Annotated in this window: 18 protein-coding genes; 11 read left to right on the top strand and 7 right to left on the bottom strand. The window is 65.2% G+C overall.

The genetic code is table 11. The features are described 5' to 3' along the window. Window positions 1–237: 237 nt before the first annotated feature. The 3 genes from QP415_RS02565 (at window position 238) to QP415_RS02555 (ending at window position 6,025) form a co-directional block, all read left to right on the top strand. Entirely contained in the window at window positions 238–1,740 is a 1,503-nt protein-coding gene (locus tag QP415_RS02565; RefSeq protein ID WP_285098468.1) for a CoA-acylating methylmalonate-semialdehyde dehydrogenase, read from the top strand. A gap of 252 nt (window positions 1,741–1,992) precedes the next feature. Further along, window positions 1,993–3,609: an MFS transporter gene (locus QP415_RS02560; protein ID WP_285098466.1), complete on the top strand. Its 1,617-nt coding sequence runs from the start codon at window positions 1,993–1,995 to the stop codon at window positions 3,607–3,609. A 1,570-nt stretch (window positions 3,610–5,179) separates the two neighbouring features. Next, window positions 5,180–6,025: a LicD family protein gene (locus QP415_RS02555; RefSeq protein ID WP_285098464.1), complete on the top strand. Its 846-nt coding sequence runs from the start codon at window positions 5,180–5,182 to the stop codon at window positions 6,023–6,025. Window positions 6,026–6,055: 30 nt separating this feature from the next. Here QP415_RS02555 and QP415_RS02550 read toward each other — a convergent pair whose 3' ends face one another. From QP415_RS02550 to QP415_RS02520, 7 genes are all read right to left on the bottom strand, one after another. Beyond that, window positions 6,056–7,093 carry a glycosyltransferase family 2 protein gene (locus QP415_RS02550; RefSeq protein ID WP_285098463.1) on the bottom strand — a complete coding sequence of 346 codons (1,038 nt, stop codon included), beginning with the start codon at window positions 7,091–7,093 and terminating at the stop codon, window positions 6,056–6,058. Window positions 7,094–7,121: 28 nt separating this feature from the next. Further along, a complete protein-coding gene (locus tag QP415_RS02545) occupies window positions 7,122–8,252 on the bottom strand; it encodes a glycosyltransferase family 4 protein (protein WP_285098462.1) in 1,131 nt (376 codons plus the stop codon). Beyond that, window positions 8,253–9,185 carry a LicD family protein gene (locus tag QP415_RS02540; RefSeq protein WP_285098460.1) on the bottom strand — a complete coding sequence of 311 codons (933 nt, stop codon included), beginning with the start codon at window positions 9,183–9,185 and terminating at the stop codon, window positions 8,253–8,255. 55 nt (window positions 9,186–9,240) lie between these two features. Further along, on the bottom strand, window positions 9,241–10,215 hold the full coding sequence (locus QP415_RS02535; protein ID WP_048675135.1) for a DMT family transporter: 975 nt from the start codon (window positions 10,213–10,215) through the stop codon (window positions 9,241–9,243). Continuing rightward, a complete protein-coding gene (locus QP415_RS02530; RefSeq protein ID WP_285098457.1) occupies window positions 10,212–12,047 on the bottom strand; it encodes a phosphotransferase in 1,836 nt (611 codons plus the stop codon). The genes QP415_RS02535 and QP415_RS02530 overlap by 4 nt, the downstream gene beginning before the upstream one ends. Window positions 12,048–12,140: 93 nt before the next feature. Beyond that, a complete protein-coding gene (locus QP415_RS02525; RefSeq protein ID WP_048675128.1) occupies window positions 12,141–13,694 on the bottom strand; it encodes a DUF2142 domain-containing protein in 1,554 nt (517 codons plus the stop codon). Between the two features lie 28 nt (window positions 13,695–13,722). Continuing rightward, window positions 13,723–14,886 (bottom strand): glycosyltransferase family 4 protein, encoded by a 1,164-nt coding sequence (locus QP415_RS02520; RefSeq protein WP_285098455.1) that lies wholly within the window; start codon window positions 14,884–14,886, stop codon window positions 13,723–13,725. A gap of 99 nt (window positions 14,887–14,985) precedes the next feature. Here QP415_RS02520 and QP415_RS02515 point away from each other — a divergent pair, with 99 nt between their 5' ends. The 8 genes from QP415_RS02515 (at window position 14,986) to QP415_RS02480 (ending at window position 24,654) form a co-directional block, all read left to right on the top strand. Then, window positions 14,986–16,101, top strand: a complete 1,116-nt coding sequence (locus QP415_RS02515; protein ID WP_285098454.1) for a glycosyltransferase family 4 protein — start codon at window positions 14,986–14,988, stop codon at window positions 16,099–16,101. After that, a complete protein-coding gene (locus QP415_RS02510) occupies window positions 16,098–17,090 on the top strand; it encodes a glycosyltransferase family 2 protein (RefSeq protein WP_285098451.1) in 993 nt (330 codons plus the stop codon). Before QP415_RS02515 ends, QP415_RS02510 begins: the two co-directional genes overlap by 4 nt. Before the next feature lie 101 nt (window positions 17,091–17,191). Further along, window positions 17,192–18,043, top strand: a complete 852-nt coding sequence (locus QP415_RS02505) for an NAD-dependent epimerase/dehydratase family protein (protein ID WP_016461403.1) — start codon at window positions 17,192–17,194, stop codon at window positions 18,041–18,043. Window positions 18,044–18,047: 4 nt separating this feature from the next. After that, window positions 18,048–19,910 (top strand): rhamnan synthesis F family protein, encoded by a 1,863-nt coding sequence (locus QP415_RS02500; protein ID WP_285098448.1) that lies wholly within the window; start codon window positions 18,048–18,050, stop codon window positions 19,908–19,910. After that, window positions 19,907–21,178 carry an acyltransferase family protein gene (locus QP415_RS02495; RefSeq protein WP_048675113.1) on the top strand — a complete coding sequence of 424 codons (1,272 nt, stop codon included), beginning with the start codon at window positions 19,907–19,909 and terminating at the stop codon, window positions 21,176–21,178. The genes QP415_RS02500 and QP415_RS02495 overlap by 4 nt, the downstream gene beginning before the upstream one ends. Beyond that, window positions 21,175–22,479, top strand: coding sequence for an alginate O-acetyltransferase AlgX-related protein (locus tag QP415_RS02490; protein WP_285098445.1), 1,305 nt, complete (start codon window positions 21,175–21,177; stop codon window positions 22,477–22,479). Before QP415_RS02495 ends, QP415_RS02490 begins: the two co-directional genes overlap by 4 nt. Before the next feature lie 40 nt (window positions 22,480–22,519). After that, on the top strand, window positions 22,520–23,362 hold the full coding sequence (locus tag QP415_RS02485) for an ABC transporter permease (RefSeq protein ID WP_016461399.1): 843 nt from the start codon (window positions 22,520–22,522) through the stop codon (window positions 23,360–23,362). Next, window positions 23,362–24,654 carry an ABC transporter ATP-binding protein gene (locus QP415_RS02480; RefSeq protein ID WP_285098442.1) on the top strand — a complete coding sequence of 431 codons (1,293 nt, stop codon included), beginning with the start codon at window positions 23,362–23,364 and terminating at the stop codon, window positions 24,652–24,654. The genes QP415_RS02485 and QP415_RS02480 overlap by 1 nt, the downstream gene beginning before the upstream one ends. Window positions 24,655–24,801: the final 147 nt, after the last annotated feature.

Raw genomic sequence — 24,801 nt, 5'->3', positions numbered from 1 at the left:
CCCCTTTGCTGGAAGTCTGTGCGCGCGTGGGGCTTGTTGTGAAACGCTTCGTGAAACGGTGTGTTCGTTGATGAGGTGGTGGTCGCGGTGGGGTAGCGTGTCTGATAGACGGGACAAATGGGTTTCGATATGTATTGGTGTTGCTGATATTGCGACATTGGTTCCAGAAACATGCTACTGTTTGTCCGAACAAAGTTGTTCCGCCATTCGTGGATGAATGGGAAGAAAGGTAAACCAATGACAATCAACCTGTGGGTTAATGGCGAAGAGTATGTCGCTCACTGCGACAAGACCATTGACGTTGAGAACCCCGCCACCGGCAAGGTCGTCGATCAGCTGGCTTTGGCCGACAAGCACTGCCTTGACCAGGTCGTCGAGATTGCTCGTCAGGCGCAAAAGGAATGGGCGCGTACCGCCCTGGCCAAGCGCGTGGACGTCATGTTCAAGTTCCGCCAGCTCGTCATCGAGCATCAGGATGAGATTGCAGACGCCATCGTGCGCGAGGGTGGCAAGACGCACGGCGACGCCCTTGGTGAGATTGCCCGTGGTCGTGAGACTGTCGACTTCGCATGCGGTATCAACGCTGCACTCAAGGGTGAGTTCACCGACCAGGCCTCGACCGGCGTCGATGTGCACACCCTGCGTCAGCCTGTTGGCGTCGTCGCGGGTATCTGTCCCTTCAACTTCCCGGCCATGGTCCCCATGTGGATGCATCCCATCGCCCTTGCTACCGGTAATGCCTTCATCCTCAAGGTCGCCTCGACCGTCCCCAGCGCATCGATGATCATCGCACGCCTCTACAAAGAGGCCGGTCTGCCTGACGGTCTGTTCAATGTCATCGCCGGTGACCGCCACCTGGTCACCGACATTCTCACCCACCCCGGCATCGACGCGATCTCCTTCGTCGGTTCTTCGCCGGTCGCGCACATCGTGCAGGATACGGGCGTGGCCCACGGTAAGCGCGTCCAGGCCCTGGGCGGCGCGAACAACCATGCGATCGTCATGCCTGACGCCGACATTGAGTTCGCCGCGCAGCACATCAGCGCCGGTGCCTTCGGTGCAGCGGGCCAGCGCTGCATGGCCCTGCCCGTGATCGTCGCTGTCGGTGGCGTTGAGAAGAAGCTGGTTCCCGCCATCAAGGCTCGCGCTGAAAAGATCGTCGTCGGCCCCGGTACCGACCCGGCTTCGGAGATGGGTCCGGTTATCACCCGCTCCTCTCAGGAGCGCATCACCACGTGGATCGACGAGGCCGAGGCCAAGGGTGCGAACGTTGTCCTCGACGGCCGCGGCTACCGTCCCGAGGGTGAGGAGTATGAGGATGGCTTCTGGCTGGCCCCCACTATCCTCGACAACGTGGATCGCGACCTGAGCGTCTACTGCGAAGAGGTATTCGGCCCGGTCCTGGTCGTCGTACACGCCGACACCTACGAAGAGGCCATCGAGATTGTTAACTCCTCCGAGTTTGGCAATGGATCCGCGATCTTCACATCCGACGGTGACACGGCCCGCCACTTCGTGGTTGACGTCGAGGCCGGCATGGTTGGTGTCAACGTGCCGATCCCGGTTCCGGTCGCCTACTACTCCTTCGGTGGCTGGAAGGAGTCGCTGCTGGGCGACACTCATATCCACGGTCCCGAGGGTGTGCGCTTCTACACGAAGGCCAAGGTTGTCACGACACGCTGGCCCAAGCGTGGCGAGAAGGTGGGCTACGTTGGTATGAACTTCCCGACGAACGTCTGAGTGTGACAACTCTCTGAGTGGAGGGGTTGGCGCGGCGCGCCCACCCCTCCACTCTATACGGTCATAGATGTGGGCGTGAGTGCGTCGGCGACGAGGTGCTCGCGGGGGCCTCGGCCTTGATATCCTCAGGGGGCGATCGCGGCCTGCGTTATATCTGCCGGGAAGCGGTGCGTGCACGGGCGCGGCATTATGCTATGGATGCTGTCTCGTTCATCCGGATCGCTCCGACGAGGAAGTGCAGAGGAGAACCATATGCCACACACTCCAACGATTGACGACTACACACCCGACAGGGTGCGCGAGCTCGTCGAGAAGACCCCTGCTTCTGGTGCGAAGCGCTCCCTGGGCGCAATTGCCGCCATCGCGACGCTGGGCTCTCTCCTCTTCGGCTATGACACCGGCGTCGTCGCTGGTGCCCTGCCATACATGTACATGCCCGGAGGTGCCGGTGGCCTGAACATGACCACCTTCGAAGAAGGCTGGGTCGGCGGCCTGCTGTGCATCGGTGCTGCCGCCGGTGCGTTCTTCGGCGGACGCCTCTCCGACCGCTTTGGTCGCCGCCATAACATCACGTTGCTCGCCATCATCTTCCTGTTTGGCGCCATCGGCTGCGCGATTGCCCCGAACATCTGGGTCCTCTACCTGGCGCGTATCATCCTCGGATTCGCGGTTGGTGGTGCTTCCGCGACGGTTCCCGTCTTCCTCAGCGAAACTGCTCCCAAGCGGCTGCGCGGTTTCCTTGTCGCGACGGATCAGATGATGATCGTCTTCGGCCAGTTCCTGGCCTTCTCTATGAACGCTGTCATCGCTCACATGCAGGGTGGTCCCTCCGTCACCCTGACCGGTGATGCCGTGGATGCCTCCGGGCACGTGCTCGGCCACGCTGGCACGTCCGTTGCGTGGGAGACCGTCCAGGCCGCCGTTAATATTGCGGATGTCGCCGGCACGGGAAATGGTCTGACCTGGCGCTACATGCTCATCCTGTGCTCGCTGCCCGCCATCGCCCTGTGGATCGGTATCCGCACTGTGCCCGAGTCCTCGCGCTGGTACGCCGCCAATCTGCGCATTGTCGAGGCCATTGGCTCCCTCAAGCGTGTGCGCGACGAAAACAAGGATGACGTCGCTGGCGAGATCAACGAGATGCTCGATGTCCAGCGTGCAGAGTCTGCTCAGGAAAACTGGTCGCTGTCCCAGATCCTCACCGTGAAGTGGGCTCGCAAGCTCCTCTACATCGGTATCGTCCTGGGCATCGCCGACCAGCTGACCGGCATCAACACGGCCATGTACTACACGCCGAAGATCCTCAACGCCGCCGGCGTTCCCATGGAAGACGCCATCACCCTGAACGTCGTTTCCGGTGGTATCTCCGCGATCGGTTCCGCCGTGGGCCTGTGGCTCGTCGCCCGATTCGCTCGCCGTCACGTGGGCATGTATCAGGAACTCGGCATCACGATTTCTCTGGCTGCGCTGTCTGCCGTGTTTGCAGTCTTTATCAGCCCCTATCTGGATGGCGAGGGAAATATCTCCGGCGCCCCGACCTTCGCGCCCTGGCTCGTTCTTGGTATCGTCTGTATCTTCGTGTTCATCAAGCAGTCTGGAACGGTGTCCTGGGTGCTTGTCTCCGAGATATACCCTGCCGCCGTCCGTGGCACTGCCCTCGGTATCGCGGTGGGTACGCTGTGGCTTGCCAACGCGCTCGTTGCCGTTGTTTTCCCGCCGCTCATGGCGACCGTCGGTGGCGCTGGCACGTACGCGATCTTCGCGGCCATTAACTTCCTCTCGTTCCTTTTCTACTGGAAGGTCGTCCCCGAGACGAAGTTCCACTCGCTGGAGGAACTGGAACTGAAGTTCCAGAAGGACTACTCCTGAGAACGAATAATTCATGTCCGTGTGCCCGGTGGGGAGGCTGCTCCACCGGGCACACCTGTCTGTTGAACGGGAAGGAGAGTTGATGACGATACCGCAACATCGGAGTGCACGTCGCCCGACTCGCTGCCAGTTGGTTGTGTTGAGGAGGGTGTGAGCGTTGGCGCTCCGCGCGCCCGCGAGCGGCGGCGCTGGTGGGGGCGGCGTGGATCAGTGATGAACGTGCGACATGTGGATAGGTTGTGACGTTACGGATAGGTTATGCGCATGCGGATAGCTTATTAACCTATCCGCGTGGGAATAACCTATCCGCGTAGCGATAACCTATCCGCATATGCGCGTCATGGGCGCTGTCACGCGAGGAGCACGTGGATGTTCATCGCGGATCCTGGGTGTGGCCCATGCACGACCAGGATTCCGGGATAAAACTCTCCCTGCTGGGGGCCACGGATGTCATATCCGGGATAAAACTCTCCCTGCATGCGTAAAACAGGCCAAAATGAGCGTTTTACGACGAGCGGGGAGAATTTTGTCCCGTTCCTACGTCCGATGTGTTGAGCGGGGAGAGTTTTGTCCCGCTTAGAACCTGACTACTTGCCGGTCTCGTCAGCCGTGTTACCGGCCGTTGTCTAGTGTTGCAGGAGTAGGCGGGGGAGCCAGAGGAAGAGGGGACGCGAGGCCTGCGGGGTTGCGGCGGCGGTGCCGGTGGTCATGGTCGCCCGATCGGAGGGTGGTGCGAGGCCTGCAGGGCCTGGCCGGGCTTCGAGGCGACGCGCCGAGCGAAGCTCGTTGGGATGGAGGCTGCGGTGCCGGTGGGCGGTGGCACGGCCAGGGCGGGCCTCGAGATCGATCATTCCGAGCCGAAGGCTCGCGTGTGGCGATCTCGCGGGCAGGCCGCCGCCCACCGGCGCATAGAGCAGCCACAGAAAGCAAGACGTGTGCTTGCGCCGCACGGAAGTCTGGTGGGGTGCGCCGCGCGAAGCTCGTTGGGATGGAGGTTGCGGTGCCGGTGGTCATGGTCGCCCGACTGGAGGGTGGCGCGAGGCCTGCAGGGCCTGGCCGGGCTTCGAGGCGACACGCCGAGCGAAGCTCGCAGCGTGGACGGCGAGCGGGCGGGCAGGCCTCGCGCCGCACGGAGGTCTGGCGGGGTGCGTTGCGCGCAGGTCTGGCGGGGTGTGCCGAGCGAAGCTCGCGGCGTGGACGGCGAGCGGGCGGGCAGGCCTCGTGCCGCACGGAGGTCTGGCGGGGTGGGTCGCGCGGAGGTCTGGCGGTGGTGTGCCGAGCGAAGCTCGTTGTGTGAAGGCAGCGGTCGGAGGTCTGTCGCCCACCGGCGCATAGAGCAGCCACAGAAAGCAAGACGTGTGCTCGCATCGTGCGGAGGTCTGGCGGGGTGGGTCGCGTGGACGGCGAGCGGGCGGGCAGGCCTCGCGCCGCACGGAGATCTGGCGGGGTGCGCGATCATGCTCCCGCGACTGGCTATTGCGCGGGCCCGTACTCCTGTCCTCTCACCCGCAGCTTGTACTACTCTAGAGGGCAGTTCGTAAGCCATCGGATGAACGATGAAAGAGGCTCCATGACCCAGCTTGAGGCACGCCAGGTGAAGGCGGTTGAACTGGACATTCTCACAGAACTGGACCGCGTGTGCCGCGAGCACCAGCTCTCCTATGCGCTCGCGTACGGCACTCTCATTGGGGCGATGCGCCACAGTGGGTTCATCCCCTGGGATGACGATATTGATGTCTACATGCCCCGGGATGACTACGAGAAGCTCTACGACCTGTGGAAGCAGGGAGCTCTCGGGGAGCACTACAGCCTCGTCAGTTATCGTGATCGCACCTCGATTAACTCTTACTGCAAGCTCGTTGATACCCGAACCCGGGCGGTTGAGTCTTTCCTGGACGAATCTGCCGGAAACCTCGGGCTGTGGGTGGATATTTTCCCACTTGAGCGCGTCGACATTACTGACCCTGCCGTGCATCGTGCCGCGCGCAGGGGGCACCGACTTGTGTGGTGGAAGTACATCGCGGCGTCTAACCCGCGCTACGCAACCTCCACGGCACGCCGCATCATCAAGTACATGCTCTATCCGGTGACCCGCTTCGCAGACCTGTACGCCATTTCTCGTCGGCAGGATGAGCTTGCCCGTGCGTGCCACCGTTCGTCGGTTGAGAATCCGGACAACGAGCGCTACGTCCTGCTCCTCGATGACATTATGAGCCGTAATATCATCCGGCCTGAGGAGCTTTTCCCGACGCGTACTGCCAGCTTCGAGGGGCGCGAGTTTGCGATTCCTGCGCAGGCCGAGAAGCTGCTCGAGGACTACTACGGCAACTGGCGTGAGGTCCCGCCCGAGGATCAGCGCCCGCCCGCCCACATGCGGTCTGTCGAGTGGGTGGCGGACACTCCCTTCGGTGAATGACGCGAGGAAGCGAGCCCGCTGAGCGGGCCGCTACTTGGTCGTGGAGTGGGCGACCAGCTCGGGATGCATGCGTCGGAATTGAACACCGAGCAGCTGTGCGCAGGCGCGCACTCCCAGCAGACGGCATGCCCACTGGGCGATACGAGCTTCGCGGGTGTGCGACTGTGAGACGAGGGGAAGGAAGAATTGGCTGATGAACGCCTTGCGGCGGCGCGCCTGCTGCCCGTGCTTCTTCTCGTCGAGGAGCCCCAGGGCCGAGGCCTGACCCACCCACACCATCATCGGACGTGCCAGGAATGCCATGAGTGCGCCGCGGCGTCCCTCGGATAGCGAACGAGCGGCGGACAGATTCGAGCGCAGTACGTGCTCCAGGTCGTCGACCGTCGAGACGGCCAGTGAATGCGAGGTCTGCGCGTAGGGGTGACCCATCCTGTACACGTAGAAACGCTGGTCGAGCCAGGCCACGGAATCGATGTGCGCGATAATCTGAGCGCTCACATCCGTGTCTTCGTTGCGCATGCCTGACGGGAATACGATGCCGTGTTCGGTCAAGAAGTCGCGGCGGATCACCTTCGTCCACACGGCGCTCGTCGTCAGCTCGTTGTCGATGATTGTTCGGATTGCCTCGTCCGTGCTCAGCGAATCAATCGTGGAGGCGATCGACGTGGGTTCGGCTTCCGTGATCTCGGTGCCCTCCGGGTTGGCGCGCGCACTCATGTGCCACAGCAGATCAACGGGGCGCCTTGTGAGGGCCTCGTGAACGAGCGTGAGCGCCTCGGGGATGCGCCACCAGTCGTCATTGTCCATGAACGTGATGTACTCGCCTTGCGCAGCCTTCAGGGCTGTGTTGCGTGCTGCGCTCGTTCCTGCGTTTTCCTGATGAACGACGCGGAAACGCGGGTCGCGCTGGGCGTAGGAATCGCACAGGGCGGGTGAGCCATCCGTCGACCCGTCGTCAACGAGAATCACTTCCCAGTCCGCAAAGTCCTGCGTCTCGATGGACTCCAGGGCGCCCGGTAGGAACTCCTGCGCGTTGTAGACGGGAATGATGACGCTGATGAAAGGCATGGTTACTCCTCGGGAAACAGGGGGAACGTCAGTGATGAGCGGGGGAGTGTGGCGCGTGGCCATCCAACAGTGACTCGGCGATGCTCGCATACTCGCGGGCTCGTACCGGCCACGTCCACGCGTCGATGAGGCTGGGATCCCCCAGGGCAGGCGGATTGTTCAAGAAGTCACGCAGGGTTGACACAAGAGACTCAAGCGTGCGTTCGGCGGTAATGACCACGGGGTTACCCTGGTCTGCGAGGACCTGCGCGCCGGGCACCGTGAATGTGACGACGCGCCCTCGTTCTGCCAGTGCCTCCAGCAGGGTCGTCTGGAACCCCTCCGACAGGACCGTTGGATTGACGAGGGTTGCTCCCGCCAAGCGGCCACGGACTTCGTCTGCGCTCACGCGACCGGGTGCAGACACGACACCATCGAGTCCCTTGGCAGCGATCATCTCGCGAGCGGCATCGAGATCAGCGCCGGCGCCCAACAGCTCACCTGTCACCTCCTGCCCCTGCGCGCGCAGCTGTGCCACGGCCTCGATGAACGTGTCCCATCCCTTTCCGGGCACCATCCGGCCCACGAATACGAGGTGACGGTGGCGGTCCTCGATCGGTTCCGCGTGCGGCTGTGGGGGAGTAATCGCGTTATAAAACACGTCCGCATGAACGCCGCCCAGCCGCGACGCGAAGGCTGCGGCCTGCTCAGACACGCCCAGCACGCGATCCGCGTGACGCAGCACGTAACGGCCCATCGTCACATCGACTGCGCGCGATGCGGGAGCGATGATCGGAGAGGAAGAAGCGACAAAACCGGAACCGTGCTCCGTGTGAATGACCGGGATGCCCGCTTTGTGTGCGGCGCGCACCCCCACGAAACTCATGGGGAAGAAACGAGTGTGCACGCTGACGACGTCGATGTGGTGCTCGCGGAGGAAGCGTGCGATCGCGCGGGTCGCGCCCAGGGCCGGGAAGCTGATGATGTCCGCGACCGGGAAGTGACGTCGGTCGGTACGAATATCGACGCCCTCTTCCTGTCGATGCCCCGGCTTATCAGAGATAGTCAACACGTACACGTCATGCCCCAGCTGTGCCAGGGACACCGACAGGTGGTAGATGTGCGACTCTAAGCCACCCAGACGCGGCGGGTAGCTGTTGACGATGAAAGCGATACGCATTTACTGCTCCTGACCGGTCGTAGGCTCCGAGCGAGGATCCTCCTCATCGCGGGAAGCCAGAAGATCCGGCACCCCGCCCTGATCGGGGTCGAAACGACCAAACTCTAGCGTTTCCGGTAGGTGCGTGCGCCGATCCGCCGGATCCGGGACGCGCATGTAGTCGCCGTAACCGCGAGTGAGCAGGGCATCGACATCGTGGGGGATTGAGGCCTCAATTGCCTCAAAGGGGACGCGGCGCGTGGGGAGGAACTCATCGCGGTGTACGATCCAATTCCACGGGTCACGCATCGTGAAATCGGCGTAGGTGCCCGTGGCTTCGCCTTCGGCGCTGCGTGCCGCCTTCTCCCACCGTGCATAGAGTCCGCGTGGCGACATCTGCGCGGCGCGTAGTGCGAGGTTGACACTCCGTGTCACCGCGTGAATGAGTGAGCGCTTCCATGCCACCATGCCGGGCAAACCGGGGGTCGGAATGCCCGAGAGGAACAGCAGGCGGCCCCACCACCAGGTTTTGCGGCACATGGAGCGGAAACGCTTGGCGTCCGCAGGCACCGTATCGAGCGGAAAAATGTCGAGGAAGATCGGCGGCGTGTAGTCCGGGTTGACCTCGCCCTGCGAGCGGAAAACCGTTCCAGTCAAGCCAAGTTTGGAAAACAGCAGGTGGTATCTGGGAACGCTCGTCTGGTTATCGATGCGGAAACCCTCAGACAGATGTGCGGGAGCCTCGCGCAGGAATCGTTCGTAGTCCGGGCGGAGCATGAAGACATCAATGTCATCATCCCACGGGATAAAACCGCCGTGGCGCACTGCTCCGATGGCGCTACCGCCGTACAGGGCGTAGTCCACGCCGATCTGGCCGCACACCCGGTCGAACTCTGACAGGATGTAGGTCAGCAGCATGTGGACCTTGCGCAGGTCGCTGGGGGGCGTCGTCATAAGTCCTCCGAATGCGGAAAGCGGGTGGGTGCACGTGCACCCACCCGCCATTGTCTCACGCCTTGTCGTCCGTGATGGTACTCGCGCGCCTGGGAAGCAGGTCACCCCACGAGGGAGTGGCCGCCAGGACCGTGCCCACGAGGATCACGATGCAGCACACGACCTGTGTAGCCGTGGGTACCGTGCCCTGCAGAACCAGGGCGAAGATGATTGCCCACGCTGAGTAGGAGATGTTCAGGGCCATGCCGCGCGAGGCGCCGATCGCCGACAGTGCCTTGTAGTAGAACAGGTACGAGGCCGTGCCCGCCAGGCCGGCCAGGGCCACCACGCCCGCGGACAGGTGAGCGAGCGAGTGCAGCGTGAAGCCGAAGACCCCCGCGATCGGGGCGACAACGAAGAGGTAGACCAGCGCCGAGGTCGTCTCGCGGATCTGGAGCGCCACTTCGTTATCCACGGCCTCGTCGCGCATGCCCCATGTGAGGATCACGGCCTCGGACCCCCAGCCGATCACGCACGCCAGCGCGCCGGCGACACCCAGGATGGCGTTGCCGCCCTCAACGGGGTCGGAGGTCGCCGACAAGCCCGTCACCACGATGGCACCGAGCGCGACCAGCAGAGCAATGATCTGGCGAGGGGCCATCCGCTCCTTCAGGAGGGCGAACGCCAGCAGCGTTCCCAGAGCCGGGTAGAACGTCGAGATGATCGCGGTCAGGCCAGGGCCGATGTTGTCGATAGCGATCAGGTAACCGCTCATGCCGATCGGGCCACCCAGCAGAGCCGCCGCAATCACCGACTTGCCCGGGCGCGTGCGCAGCGCCGCCCAGGTGTCCTTCAGGCGGCCTCGAACCGCCATGTACACGAGCAGGATCACGGCGCACGCAACGTCGTGCAGGACCGCGCCAGCGAGCGCCGACTGGCCGAAGTCGGCAAATGGGATCATGGCCAGCGCGATCGCCAGCACGACCGTGTCGAGGCCCCACAGGACGCCCGAGAAGATGCCGTAACGCTTGCCTCCGTGCTGAGTTTTCATGCCAGTTCACCTTCCTTGACAGCCTGTGCGCCCGAGGCCGAGGCGGCCTCATACGAAGCGAGCAGGGAATCGAGCGTGCGCGTCGCGTGCGAGTAGTAGATGTAGAGCCATTCGCCCACGTCGTCCCCCTCAGCCTCCTTGACCAGCGCCCACAGGTACCAGCACCAGCCGGCGAACACCTCGTAGGCGAAGAAGTGGCGCGCCTCGGCCTCGCTGGGCGCGTGGCCCAGGTAATACTCCAGGGCGGCGGCCGCGCGCTCGCGGGTCATCTCAGCCGTGCACACGACCATGGTGCCGAAGTCGGCGGCCACATCCGACATGCCCGCGTACTCCCAGTCGATGAGGCTGATCTTTCCGTCCTTGTCCACCAGGAAGTTCGGCGGGAAGAAGTCGTTGTGCGAGGGGACTTTGTCGAAGCCGTCGGCGTCCGCGAAGGCCTTCAGACGCAGGACCTTGTCGCGCAGTTCGAAGTATCCGGGCACGTCGATTGGGCCGAAGGCCTTGAGGAGCCCCTCATAGCGCAGGCCCTCGGTGACGAAGTCGAAGGAGCGGTCCAGCACGCGACCGGAGGTGTGCAGCGCGCGGTCCATCTCCATCGCGGCCTTGAGCTCCTCGTCGCGGGTGACGTCCAGGTTGCGCACGTCGCGCACGAAGCGCGAGATCTTCCAGCCGGCCGCAGGGTCGCCCGTGAGGAAGGTGTCGTCGATGCCGAGCTCGGCGGCCAGGCGCAGGCCGGCGAACTCCGCGCTGCGGTCCACGATCTTTTCCGTGCCGATGCCCGGGTGGCGGTAGACGTACTCGTTGTCGCCCACGGCGAAGTGGCACGACAGGTTCGTGATGCCCTGCTTGAGCGGGTAGAAGTCGCGGATGTCCGACTTCTGGCAGCCCAGGGTGGCCACGATGTGATCGAAGACCTCGGAGTCGACGTTCTCCATGAACAGGGGGTCGAAGCTGCGCAGCTCGTCGACCGAGTCGAACTCGTGGATGACGCCGTCCGGGTAGCGGCGAATCACCATGTCGAAGGACTTGATGTGGTCCAGGTAGATGGACTCCCACAGCTTCGACACGGTCTCGGGCTTGTCGTAGACGCGCTCGAGAATCTCGCGGAATGTCGCGGAGAAGACACGGTCGAAGTAGACGTGGCCGAGCATGACCCACGCGTCGGCGCCACCCACGGTCGCACCCGTGATGCGGTCGGCCGGACCCGTCTTGATGCACCACTCGTCGGTGGGGCCCTCGACGTAGTTCGCCGAGTAGTAGGACTTGTAGACGTAGGGCTCGAAGGGGTTCGTGGTGAAGTAGTCGTCCGAGGAGCACACGTAGGTGTTGTCGAGGCGGTCTTTGACGAGCCAGAGGGAGCCGTTGTTGTTGCGGGTGGCGTATTCCCGGTTGACGACGATGTCGACACCGTACTTATCGGCCAGGTAGAAGAAGTATTCCTTCTTGTAGCCAACGACGAGCGTGATGTTCGTGATGCCTGCTTCGTGGAGCTGGCGGATCTGACGCTCGACGAGGATCTCGCCGCGCACCTTGAGCGTGCCCTTGGGGCGCTCGTAGCTGATGGGGGCGAAGCGGGAGGACAGGCCTGCGGCCATGATGACGGCGCCCGTGACGCGGTAGGGCTCGAGTGCCTCGCGACCGGCATCGGTGATTGTGCGGTCGTCAATGTAGCCGGCGGCCTCGCATTCGCGGGTGGCAGTGTTGACGCGCCCCAGGCTCATGCCGGTGGCCTCCGACAATGCCCGCTGCGTGAGGGGAGAGTCGGCCTTGGCCAGTGTGGTCAGGATGTTGAATTGGGGCTCGCTGAGCGTGCCGACATTGGTTGTGGGCATGCCGCCACCTTTCGTTCACAAGGTTGTTTGAGTGCTACATGTTCGAGCATAGCACTCATAATTAGATTTGTGAACAGTTTGGGTGTGAAGTGTCTATCGACGAGGCTTGGGCGCCTTTCCGGGGAAGCGTTGCCATAGGACAACGGCTAGGCCAATCGCGATTGCGCCAGCGAGAGCGCCAAGGATCCACACGGCCATTGGGCCGATCGGAGCCGTTGGCCACCACCACTCGTTCCCCTCGCTGAGGTTCCGCATCGACAGGTCGATGGGCATTGCGTGAGCCGTGCGCCCGAACGCGTAGCGCTCGATGACGAGGTAGAGAGCCCGGGCGTTGGTGAGTGCCCACAGCGCCGCCACGAGGCCCGTGCCTACGCGCCCGACGAAGCTGGTGGGGACGCGGAAGGCGGCGCTTCCCACGCGCTGCCCCGCCTCGTCCGCACGGGCGGGGGAGGGAGCCAGAAGCATGAGAAGGAATACCGCGAAGAGCGGCAGCATGTAGCGCGGCTGGTAGGTGAGGACGTTGTTGAAGTGTCCGCGCAGGCCGATCACCACGGGAACGCCAGTGATTGCACCGGCCACCGTGATCGCCGACAGGGCCTTGCGCCAGGACAGTGAGCGCAGCGACCAGCACAGGACGGCGACGACCAAGACGGAGGCGCCGTAGGACACGGTGCCCTGGTAGGACACGTCGTTCCACCCCGGCCCCAGCAAATGGCCGACGAAGCCACGCAGGTAGTTGGGCAGCGCATCCAGGTTCTGCATGAGAATCTCGTGCCGACCGGCGGTCACGACACCCTTCTGCGCCGTCGCCAGGTTTGCTGAGACGTTCGTCGAGGACATCACTCGCACGCCGATGACCGATGCCGCGCAGGCCACCACGGCCTCGGGAATGATGCGCTTACTCAGCGGCACCGCGAAGGCCAGGGCGACCGTGACGACGAAGAGGAAGAAGGCGCTGTCACCGCGCGACGTGCACGCCAAGACCGCGCCGGCTAGGGCGCAGGCGATCAGGCCCACCCGGCGTCGCCCCACCGAACGGGTGGCGGCCAGTAGCCCAGCGGCAAACGCAAACGTGCCCGTCATCGCCCACGACGACGGGTTCATGCCGGTGACGAAGTAGAAGCCCATCGGCAGCCACGCCACCGTCACGGCGACGCTGATCGCGCGCTTCAGGCCCGAATCAGCCAGGGCGATGATCGCGCCGATCAGGCCGATCGCCAGCAGCGTGTTCACCGTGCGCAGCGCGAGGACCGCGTGGCTCGTCGAGTGCTGAACGAAGAGGTGGGCGAACTGGTAGTAGCCCCACGGGTAGTTCCCGTCGTCCCAGCGCAGTGTTGGCGCCAGCTCCTCGTCCGAGGCGTTGAGGGTGCACTGCGCGGAATTATTGTGATCGAAGGCGTAGCAGGTGACGTACTCCTTGGCCAGCGACTGCGGTACCATGACGGCCTTCTCGCCGTCTTCGGTGGAAATCTGGCAGCCGGTCTTGTCCACCGGGGGAGGGCACCACATGGAGCCAACGTGGAAGTCCTCGTCCGGGGAAGACCCGACCGGGGATGCCACGACCCACGCCAGTGAGGCCACAATCGCCGCGGCGACAAGGATGAGCGCGGCGACAAACGTGCGGCGCTGCGACGCTGACGTGGGCATGCGTCGGCCTCCTTCGGGCGCGGTCGACTCAGGAATGGGCGGCGGCGCGGAAAGCCTCGATGTGAACCGAAGCGGCGCGGGCCCACGTGAACTCGTCGGCGCGCGGAATTGCCGCAGCCCCCAGGGCCTCGCGGCGAGCCGGGTCGTCCAGCAGCTCCGTGAGGGCCGAGGCGATGGAGTCCGGGTCGATGTCGCAGTAGGCGACGGCGTCGCCTCCGACCTCGGGCAGGGAGGTCAGGCGAGTCGTCAGCGTCGCGGCGCCGCAGCTCATCGCCTCCAGGACCGGCAGGCCGAAGCCCTCCGCGATCGATGGGTAGGCCAGGATGACGCAGCCCGAGAGGAAACCGGGCAGGTCCTCCAGGGGCAGGTAGCCGGGGCGCAGGACCGTCAAGTGCTCGGGGACCGAGGCCAGGGCCGGGTCGATGTCCTCGTCCCAACCCTTGCCGCCAGCCAGGACGAGGGCGGGCGGATTCGGACGGTCGGAGACGGCCTTGACCCAGCCGCGCACCAGGTTCGGGACGTTCTTGCGCGGTTCCAGCGTGCCCAGGAAGCCGATGTAGTCGCGGCCCTCCAGGCCCAGCGAGGCCTTGACGCGCTCGCGCTCAGCGTCGGAGACCGGGTGGAAGATCGAACGATCCACGCCGTGGTAGGCGACGTAGAACTGCGAGGGATCCCCACCCGCGTACTTGATCGTCTCGTCGCGCGTCGCCAGCGAAGGCACCACGAGGGCGTCCGCGCGGCGAATCGCGCGGCGAATCGCGGCCGTGAAGAAACGCTGCTTGAGAGGCGAGTGCGCCTGGGGGTGTGAGAAGAAGGTCGCGTCGTGCAGCGTGATGACGACGGGGACGCCCGGGAACTGCGGGCAGGTGTAGTGGGGGGAGTGCAGGACGTCGGGGCGCACCTTGCGGATCAGCTTGGGCAGGCCCGTCTGCTCCCATGCCATGCGCGCCGGACGTGACTCGAAACGCGGAGAGATCGGGATGATGCGCGCCAAGGGCAGGCGGGTCGCGAAGTGCTCCGCGTCGCGCTCCTGGACGGCCATCGTCAGGTCCACGCCCTGTTCGACCAGCTCGGGAACCAGGTCGTCCACGTAGCGGCCGACGCCGCCCAGGTCTGCGGGGATCGCGGTCCCGTCGAGCAGGACGCGGATCGGCTGCGAGTGAGAAGCGAAGTGGGCCACGATCATCCCCATTGGGTCGGGAGCAACAACTGGTCCCTTTATCGTATTCCATTTTGCGCTCACTCATCCTTTTGTTCCCGCCCCTGCGCGCCCGTGAACTACCCTGGGCGTATGAGCGTCAACGTTGGAATGGTCGTCGAACAAATGTGGCAGCCGGTGCCCGGGGGCTCCGGCCGGTACATCGTCGAAGTAGCCTCCCGCCTGGCAGACCAGGGCGTGCGTGCTATCGGTGTCGCCGCACGCCACGGCGCGGGTGAGCCAACCCCGCGCCAGGTGGGACTGACCATTCCCGTCCTCAACTCCTCGCTGCCTCGGCGCGCGCTCTACGCCGCGTGGGACCGCCTGAGTATGCCCAGCGTGGACCGGATGCTCGGCGTCGGATCGGGCGGGGGAGCCCACGTCGTGCACGCGACGACCTGGGCGATCCCGCCGACCTCGCTTCCTCTGGCCGTCACCGTCCACGACGTCGCCTTCCTGCGCGACCCCGACCACTTCACGGCCCACGGTTCGGCCTATTTTCACCGCGCCCTCGAGATCACGAAGAAGCGCGCCGACGCGATCATCGTCCCCTCGCAGGCCACCGCCGACGACTGTGTTCAGGCCGGCCTGGACGCCTCGCGCATCACCGTCATCCCGCACGGCCTGAGCCACACACCCGTCACGACGGCACAGGTCGAGGAGTTCCGCGCCCGCCACGGCCTGGTGCGCCCCTACATCCTGTGGGTCGGCACGCGCGAGCCGCGCAAGAATCTGCCCACCCTCCTGGCGGCCTACGAGCAGCTGGGCGGCACCGACCTCGACCTCGTCCTCGTTGGACCCGCCGGGTGGGGATCCGACCCCACGGACGCGCCCCTGCCTCCCGAGCGGGTCCACGTCCTCGGGCGGCTCGACGACGCCGACCTGGCCTGCGCGTACGCGGGCGCCCGCGTCTTCACGTTCCCTTCGATCTGGGAGGGCTTCGGCCTGCCCGTCCTCGAGGCCATGGCGCACGGCACCCCCGTCGTGACCAGCGCGGACACGTGCATGGCGGAGATTACGCGAGACGACGCGGGAATCCTTGTGCCGGCCACCGACGCCTCGGCCCTCGCCGAGGCCCTTGAGGCAGCTGCCGGAAGCGAGCACGACCGCCTCGCCGCCGCCGGTGTCACACGCGCCCGCGACTACACGTGGGAAGCCTCCGCCGCCGCGCACGCCGCCATCTACGCAGACCTGGCGGGTGGGCGATGAGGGCGCGCAGCGCGAGGGTTATCCTCGTCAACTGGAAGAACGCGCCGCTCACCCTGCGTGCCGCCCACTCGATCGCCCCGCAGATGGGGGAGGGGGACCACCTCGTCATCGTCGACAACGGATCCGACGATGACTCCCTGACCGTCCTGCGTGAGGGCCTGGGCGAGCTGCGCGGCGGCGCCAATCCCGCGCGTGTGTCCCTCGTGAACGCAGGGACGAACGACGGCTTCGGTGCCGGCGTCATGGCCGGAGCGGCCGGCCTGAGCGAGTCGGCCGTCGTCCTGCTCAACAACGACGCGACCGTACGCGACGGATTCCTCGACGCGCTCCTGGCCCCCCTGGGCGAGGCCGTGGGTGCCACGACCGCGCTCATTCTCCTGACGGGTACCTGGCGCCCCTCCACCCCCTCCGACGCAGAGTTTCTCGTGGCCCGCGACGGCAGTCGCTGGACGCGCGTCACCGAGGCAGAGGGCGGCGGGCAGGTCCTTATTAACTCCACCGGCAATGAGGTCGACAATGCGGGCAACGGGTATGACCGCTCCTGGCTGGCCCCCGCCGATTCCCCGCTGCCTGCGCCCGAGGTCTTTGGCCTATGTGGCGGCGCGTGCGCGATCGACGCCGACGCGTGGCGCACTGTCGGGGGCGTGCGCACCGACCTGTTCATGTACTACGAGGACACGGATCTGTCCTACAAGCTGCGCGAGGCCGGATACGAGGTGCGCTTCGTCGCCGGAGCCATCGTCGACCACGAGCACGCCGCCTCCTCGGGGACGTCCTCGCCCATGTTCCTGAGGGTCAACGCCCGCAATCGCATCATCGTTGCCGCCCAGCACGCCCCCTGGGGTGTCGTCGCGCGCGCGATTGCGCGTTCCATCGCACGCGCCGTGCGCTCGGGCGGTCGCGGTCCCGTCGCCCGCGGAGTCCTCCAAGGACTCCTCGCCCTGCCCCGTGCACTGCGCCACCGCACCGCCGCGCGCCCCCGACGATAGGAGAGTCGGCCTCGTGAACGAGGCCTGGGCTGGCGGGTGCGTCACGGCACACAACGCGGGGCGGAGCTGCGCAGCGCCACGGCCTTGATAGACTGACTCACATGGTGAAGACTGTCCTCGTTACCGGAGCCGGCGGCTACATCGGCCGCCACATTGTTCACGCCCTGCTGGAGCGCGGCCTCGACGTCAGCGTCGTCGACTTCCGCCTCGACGGTGTCGACGAGCGCGCGCGACGCATCGATACCCAGATTTTCAGCGGAGACGCTGACATCTACGACCAGCTCGGACGCCCGGACGTGGTCCTGCACCTCGCGTGGCGCGACGGCTTCGTGCACAACTCGCCGGCCCACATTGAGGACCTGCCCGCCCATTACCACTTCATTGAGAACCTCCTGAAGGGTGGCTGCACCCACGTCGCCGTCATGGGTTCCATGCACGAGGTCGGCTACTGGGAGGGTGCCATCGACGAGAACTCCCCGTGCAACCCCGCATCGCTGTACGGCATCTCCAAGAACGCGCTGCGACAGATCACGACGCTGCTGACCGCCCAGCACGGCGCGACCATGCAGTGGCTGCGCGGCTACTACATCGTCGGCGATGACGCGCACGGCTCCTCGATCTTCTCCAAGCTCCTCGCCGCCGCCCAGGAAGGCAAGAAGACCTTCCCCTTCACCACGGGCAAGAACCTCTACGACTTCCTCTCCATCCAGGAACTGGCCTACCAGATCGCCGCCGCCGTCTCCCAGGACGAGATCGACGGCATCATCAACATTTGCAGCGGTGAACCCATGAGCCTCGCCGACCGCGTCGAGGCCTACATCCGCGAGAACGACCTGGACATCACGCTCGAATACGGGGCGTTCCCGGATCGTCCCTACGACTCGCCCGGTGTGTGGGGCGACGCCACGAAGATCCGCCAGATCCTGGCCGCCGTCGACGCTGCGGAGGAGTGAGACCGTGAAGCGCGCCGGTATCTTCCTGTTCTTTGATCCGCAGGGCCTCGTCGACGACTACATCGTCGAGTGCCTGACCTCGCTGCGCGAGTACCTCGATGAGATCCTCGTCGTCTCCAATTCACCTCTGGACGACACCGCGCGCGAGCGCCTCCTCAAGGGCGCCACCAAGGTCTTCGAGCGGGAAAACACCGGCTTCGACGTGGGCGGATACCGCGACGGCATCGCACGTTTTGGCTGGGATCGCCTCGGCCAGATCGACGAGCTGATCCTCTTCAACTACACCTTCTTCGCACCCATCAACCCGTGGAAGAACCTCTTCGACCGCGTCGAGGCCGCCGGGGCGGTGGATTTTTGGGGCATCACCGAACACGACGAGGTGCGCCCCCACCCCTTCCTGGCAGCCACCCGCATGCCCCGGCACATCCAGTCTCACTGGATCGCCGTGCGCAACCCGCTGCTCAGCTCCCCGGACTTCCGCAAGTACTGGGACGAGATGCCCCCGATCCGCTCCTACAACGACTCGATCCAATGGCACGAGTCGCGCTTCACGGAGTACTTCGGGGACCTCGGCTACACGCATGTCGTTGCCTACCCGCGCGAGGACTACCCCTCGCGTAACCCCGTCTTCGACAACGCCTCGCTGCTGCTCGCGGACGGCTGCCCGATCCTCAAACGCCGTAACCTCTTCCACGACCCGCTCTACCTGGACCGCCACGCCATCATCGGCGCGGACATGCTGGAGCTGGCCGAGCGGGCGGGCTACGACACCGACCTGATCCTGACAAACCTCGCGCGCACCTCGCGTCCGCGTGACCTCGTGACGAACGCGGGCCTGACGACCGTCGTCCCGCCGCGCGCCGACCAGGCGACCCTGGATGCGGCCGCTTCCCTCAAGGTCCTTGCCGTCGCACACATCTTCTACGCCGACATGGCCGACGAGATTCTCGACCGCCTGAGCGTCCTGCCCGCCGGTTACCACCTGGTGGCCACGACCTCGAACGAGGAGAACAAGGCGCTCATCGAGGCGCGCGCCCAGGAACGAGGCGTGGACGCCGACGTGCGCGTCGTGTCCTCCAACCGCGGCCGCGACATCGGCGCGTTCCTCGTGGATTGTGGCGACGTGCTCACGTCGGGCGAGTACGACATCGTCGTGAAGATCCACTCGAAGAAGTCCGTTCAGGACGACTACAACGCCGCCCAGCTCTTCAAAGAGCACCTCTACGACAACCTGCTGGCCTCCTCCGATCACGTGGCCGGCATCCTCGCCGACTTCGCCGCCCACCCGGGCCTGGGCATGGCCATCGCGCCTATGCCCCACATGGGGTACCCGACGATGGGCCACGCGTGGTTCGCGAACCGCCAGCCCGCCCGCGAGTTCGCCAAGAGGGTCGGCATCACCGTCCCCTTCGACGACGACCAGCCGCTGGCCCCCTACGGCTCCATGTTCATCGCGCGCCCCGAGGCTCTGTCCCTGCTGACCGGCGCCGGCCTCGTCCCCGAGGACTTCCCCGAAGAGGGCGGCTACAAGGACGGATCGCTGGCCCACGTCATCGAACGCCTCCTGGCCTACGCGGTCCTGTCGCGCGGCTACTACGTCCGCCCCGTCATGACCCCGAAGTGGGCGGGCGTGTACTACGGCTACCTCGAGTACAAGCTGGCCGCGACCTCGTCGATGATGCCCGCATTCGCGATCGACCAGGTGCCCTTCCTCAAGGCGCGCATGGGAACGGTCCCGAACCTGCTGGGTGCTGTCAAGACCAACATCATGGTGCGTACCCCCGGCCTGGGCAACGCTCTCAAGCCGGCGTACCGAGCGGCCCGAGGGTTCGCCCACAAGATCCGATCCATGAAGGGTGAGCGATGAGCCTGGCCTCCACGATTCGGGCTGCGGCCCCGCACACGCCCCAGTCCGTCGCGCAGGCATTCAACTCCAGGTCCAACTCGATCGGGTTCTTGCGCTGGCTGATGGCCTTCATGGTCATCTTCTCGCACGCCGGACCGATCGCCGGATTTTACGGCGGCGAGGACCTGGGCGTGCAGATCTCGAAGGAACAGTCCATCGGTGGCGTCGCCGTCGCGGGATTCTTCTTTTTCTCGGGATTCCTGATCACGCGCTCGCGCATGGGACGCGCCACGATCTGGCGCTACATGTGGCGCCGCGTCCTGCGTATCTTCCCGGCCTTCTGGGCGGCCCTGCTGTTCACGGTCGGTATCCTCGCTCCGATCGCCTACTGGCACACGTTCCACAACATCTCCGGCTACCTGCACCCGGCCACCGAGTCCCCGCTCACGTACTTCGTGAACAACATGTTCCTCCACCTGGGACAGCGCAACATCGCCGGAATGGGCGAGAACCTGCCGTACTACATCCTGCACGGCGCACGTGACTGGAATGGCTCGGCCTGGACGCTCATCTATGAGTTCAAGGCCTACATCCTGGTGGCGATTCTCGGCCTGTTCGGGGCGCTGGCCAATCGCAAGGTGGGCGGCGCTTTCGCCCTCGCCCTCATCGTCCTCAACGCCCTGCAGTGGATGGGCGCGGGGCAGGTCGCTAGCGTCAACTACCTGCTGCGCGACCCTTACATGCTCATGTTCATGGGGCCCTTCGCCTTCGGTATGCTCTTCACGCTCTACGGCGACAAGATCCCCATGGATTCGCGCCTGGCGTGGGGTGGCCTGATTTTCGGCGTCCTGTCCTACGCGTCGGGCGGCTGGAACATCATCGGTCAGTACGGTTTCCTGTACTTCCTCATGTACCTGGCGATTCGCCTGCCCCTGCAGAACTGGGAGAAGCACGGCGACCTGTCCTACGGCATCTACATTTACGCGTGGCCGATTATGGCTTTCGCCGCGTACTTCCACCTGCAGGATCGCGGCTGGCTCGCCTACCACCTGACGGTCGTCGTGACCGTGCACATCCTGGCCTACCTGTCGTGGCACCTCATTGAGAAGCCCGCGATGAGCCAGAAGAACTACCTGCCCGGATGGATGGACAAGCTCATCGAGCACTTCCGTCCCGCGTACGAGGCCGTGGCGCGCCGCATCGTGACGCCGGCCCTGTCCTCGACCAGGATCGCGACGGTCATGGAGGCCGAAGCGGCGTCCGCGCAAGCCGAGGGGGAGACCAAGTGAGCGAGAAGAAGGCTACCGGCCAGTTCAAGGAATCCGAGTCGGGTCTGCGCGACATCTCCTTCGACGAGGGAGTCCCCACCGGCTCGTGGAAGCACCGCCTCCACTACGTGCCCCTCGCGATTCTCCTCGCAGGGGCGTGCGCGGCCACCACGGTCGGCGTGTGGTACAAGGCCACCCACCCGGCCCCTCAGGTGGCAGCGGCGCCCGCCGCCCAGGCCTCGTCGTTTGCACGCACCACGCCCCAGGCCCTGCCCGAGGTGTGCGCGCCCACCCCGCGCGCCGACGTCGGTCCCTGGACGCCCGGTGTTGCGGGCACCGCGGGATACCTGCCGACCGACGCCGCGCAGGCCTCGTTTGAGAAGGGCATGACCGGCGTGACCACCTACGTCGAGGGGCGCGACGGCTACCTGTTCCTCTCCGACGTTTTCAACGCGAACTTCTCCCAGGCGCTGGGCCGCGTACGCCCCACCGCCGACCAGGTGAGCGCGTGGGACCGCTACATGAGCGGCATCGAAACCGCAGCCAACGCGCAGGGGGCGACCGCGCTGTTCCTGCCTGCCCCGGCCACGTGGGACGTCTACTCCGATAAGCTCCCGCAGTGGGCCGATCCGCTGACGGGAACGACCTCCCTGGACCTCATGCGCTCCGCGCTGCCCACCCACGCCTGGGTGGATGTGCGTGAGGGGCTGCGCGAGGCCCGAGCGGGCAGCGAAGCACCGCTGTACTCGACGGTCAACCCGCACTGGTCGCCCTACGCCGCGCACGTCGCGTGGAACCAGACGCTATCCTGCCTGGGCGCGGTCAACCCGCAGCTCGCGGATCTGCCGTCCCTGTCGCCCTCAGGCATGACCAGCGCGGACGCTCCCAACGAGTACGAGGCCCTGGGTGGCCCCGCTCAGGTGGGGCCGTGGGCTGTGCCCACTTACGAGCAGGACCCGGGCAGCGTCCACCTCCTGCAGCTGGAGAGCCGCGACGAGCTGGCTGATACGACCGCGCGCCTGGCCGAGGTGGCGAGTGCCCCCGAGGTGTCCCTGGCCAGCCCCGTCGACTTCCAGAACAAGCCGGCGCTCACCTACAACCCGAACGGGCGCGGCACCGCGCTCATCGTGCGTGACTCGCAGGGCAACAACCTGGGTCCCGAGGTCGCAGCGACCTTCGAGTACACGATCCAGGTCGGTCACGGTCTCGACACGGACAACCCGACGGATGTCGCCTCCCTCATCGAGGCCTACAAGCCCAGCGTCGTGATCGTGGAGTTCACGCAGCGCTACCTCGCGCTCACGCCGGCTGATCGCAAGTAGAATAGTTTTCCTGACCACGACAGAAGCGATGGGAGTAGCCGTGTCTGAGACGAAACGGGTCGTTGACCTGACGATGCGCATGGCGCAGCGCTCGATCTCCTCGGAGTTCAAGGGCACCGCGCTCGGCCGCCTCTGGTCCTTCATCAACCCGGTTGCCACGATCGCCGTGTATGCGCTGATCTTCGGCGTCGTCTTCCGCGGCGAGGCCGACAAGGGCGTGAACTCGGGGCTGTCGTCCTTCGCGCTGTGGATTGGCGTGGGTGTTATCGCCTGGAACTTCATGTCGAGCGGCATCCAGCGCGGCATGGACTCCCTCGTGGGCAACTCGGGTCTGCTGACGAAGGTCTACTTCCCGCGCCAGGTCCTCATCTATTCCTCGGTCTTGGCCCTGGCCTACGACTTCGCGTTCGAGCTGGCCGTCATCATCGTCATCATGTGCATCGCCGGTGGCCCCGGCGTGCTGCTCATGATCCCCGCGGTCATCGTGATCACGGCGCTCGCGATGCTCTTCGTCATCGGCATGGGCCTCATCCTGTCGATCGCGTCGGTGTACTTCCGCGACATCTCGCACCTGTGGCAGATCTTCAACCAGATCTGGATGTACGCCTCGGGCGTCGTCTTTTCCCTGTCGATGCTCAACAAGGTCCAGACCGACCTGGCGGCCAAGGGCTGGACCTGGGGTGGCGAGCCCCTCCCGATCGTCACGATCTTCCGCCTCAACCCCGCCGAGCTCTTCCTCGAGGCCTACCGCTCGACGCTGTACGGCTTCGCGATGCCGTCCTGGCAGGTGTGGCTCGGTTGCGCCGCCTGGGCCTTCGGTATCTTCGGCCTCGGCTCGCTGATCTTCCGCCGCTTCTCGGCACGAATCGTGGAGGAACTCTGATGACGAACGCGATTTCGGTGGAGGGCGTCTCCAAGCGCTTCCGCATCTACAAGAACCGCAACCAGTCCCTCAAGGGCGCGTTCCTGCAGCGTTCGCGCGCTCAGTTCGAGGAGTTCTGGGCCCTCGACGACGTCTCCTTTGATATCCCGCAGGGCAAGACCTTCGGCCTGCTCGGCCACAACGGTTCGGGCAAGTCGACGCTGCTCAAGTGCATCGCGAAGATCCTCACCCCGGACAAGGGAAGGATCTCCTCGACGGGCCGCATGGCCGCCATGCTCGAGGTCGGCTCCGGCTTCCACCCCGAGCTGTCGGGCCGCGAGAACATCTACCTCAACGGCGCGATCCTGGGCATGAGCAAGAAGGAGATCGACTCCAAGCTGGATGCGATCATCGACTTTTCCGGCGTTGAGCGCTTCATCGACCAGCCCGTCAAGAACTACTCCTCGGGCATGTACGTGCGCCTGGGATTCTCCGTGTCCATCCACGTGGAGCCGGATATCCTCCTCGTCGACGAGGTCCTGGCCGTGGGCGACATGGAATTCCAGAACAAGTGCATGGATAAGTTCGCCCAGCTCAAAGACCAGGGACGCACGGTCGTCGTCGTGTCCCACGGCCTCGAGCAGATGCGTACCTTCTGCGACCAGGCCGCATGGCTGGACCACGGCACCCTCGTCGACGTGGGAGCCGCCGCCGAGGTCATCGACACCTACTCCGATGTCGCCCACCACGCCGTCGAGGTCGAGGGTGGCGGGACGCGTTTTGGCAGCGGTGAGGCCATGATCGAGCGCATCGACCTGCTCAACGCTTCGGGCGAGCCGACGTCTCTCGTCTACCCGGGTGATCCCGTGCGCCTGCGCCTGCACTACCGCGCGAAGGAACGCATCGAATCCCCGGTCTTCGGCGCCTCCATCGACACTCGCGAGGGCGTCTTCGTGTGGGGCCTGCACGGCATGGATGCCTGCTACGTGCCAACCTCGATCGAACCGGGCACGGGCCACCTGGACATCGAGATCCCGCGCCTGACCTTCAACCCGGGCGCCTACACGATTTCGGCGGCCATCCAGAACCACGACATGACAGGCGTCATCGACGCCCTCCAGAAGGCGCGCCGCTTCGACGTGCTGCCCGGCCCCGGCATGGAGTCCGGTGGACTGGTCAACCTGGGCGCCTCCTTCACGGGCCTGACGCCTGCGCGCCCCATGCGCGACGTACCCAAGCGCGGAGCCGCCGACTACGAGCACCTCGCGCGCATGCAGGCCCAGCAGGCCGACGCGCTCGAGACTGAGGACTGACCCACTGACGTCGATGGAGGGCCGGGTTCAGCGGAGTCATACCGCTGAGCCCGGCCTTTGTCTGCTTGGAGGGCCCAAACGCCCGCGCGCGCTGCGACAATCGTCCTACACTTATAGGAGAACTGTTGTCCAGCGACAAGGCACAGC

This window comes from Pauljensenia sp. UMB3104 (genome assembly GCF_030217285.1).
In the GTDB taxonomy this organism is placed as follows: Bacteria; Actinomycetota; Actinomycetes; order Actinomycetales; family Actinomycetaceae; genus Pauljensenia.
This window is presented reverse-complemented; position numbering and strand designations above follow the sequence as displayed.

Coding starts and splice junctions, on each gene's coding strand:
- QP415_RS02520 (WP_285098455.1), bottom strand. CDS start 14,886: ATGGGGATGATCGTGGCCCACTTCGCTTCTCACTCGCAGCCGATCCGC.
- QP415_RS02480 (WP_285098442.1), top strand. CDS start 23,362: ATGACGAACGCGATTTCGGTGGAGGGCGTCTCCAAGCGCTTCCGCATC.
- QP415_RS02540 (WP_285098460.1), bottom strand. CDS start 9,185: ATGACGACGCCCCCCAGCGACCTGCGCAAGGTCCACATGCTGCTGACC.
- QP415_RS02555 (WP_285098464.1), top strand. CDS start 5,180: ATGACCCAGCTTGAGGCACGCCAGGTGAAGGCGGTTGAACTGGACATT.
- QP415_RS02495 (WP_048675113.1), top strand. CDS start 19,907: ATGAGCCTGGCCTCCACGATTCGGGCTGCGGCCCCGCACACGCCCCAG.
- QP415_RS02565 (WP_285098468.1), top strand. CDS start 238: ATGACAATCAACCTGTGGGTTAATGGCGAAGAGTATGTCGCTCACTGC.
- QP415_RS02535 (WP_048675135.1), bottom strand. CDS start 10,215: ATGAAAACTCAGCACGGAGGCAAGCGTTACGGCATCTTCTCGGGCGTC.
- QP415_RS02525 (WP_048675128.1), bottom strand. CDS start 13,694: ATGCCCACGTCAGCGTCGCAGCGCCGCACGTTTGTCGCCGCGCTCATC.
- QP415_RS02505 (WP_016461403.1), top strand. CDS start 17,192: ATGGTGAAGACTGTCCTCGTTACCGGAGCCGGCGGCTACATCGGCCGC.
- QP415_RS02560 (WP_285098466.1), top strand. CDS start 1,993: ATGCCACACACTCCAACGATTGACGACTACACACCCGACAGGGTGCGC.
- QP415_RS02545 (WP_285098462.1), bottom strand. CDS start 8,252: ATGCGTATCGCTTTCATCGTCAACAGCTACCCGCCGCGTCTGGGTGGC.
- QP415_RS02550 (WP_285098463.1), bottom strand. CDS start 7,093: ATGCCTTTCATCAGCGTCATCATTCCCGTCTACAACGCGCAGGAGTTC.
- QP415_RS02515 (WP_285098454.1), top strand. CDS start 14,986: ATGAGCGTCAACGTTGGAATGGTCGTCGAACAAATGTGGCAGCCGGTG.
- QP415_RS02530 (WP_285098457.1), bottom strand. CDS start 12,047: ATGCCCACAACCAATGTCGGCACGCTCAGCGAGCCCCAATTCAACATC.
- QP415_RS02510 (WP_285098451.1), top strand. CDS start 16,098: ATGAGGGCGCGCAGCGCGAGGGTTATCCTCGTCAACTGGAAGAACGCG.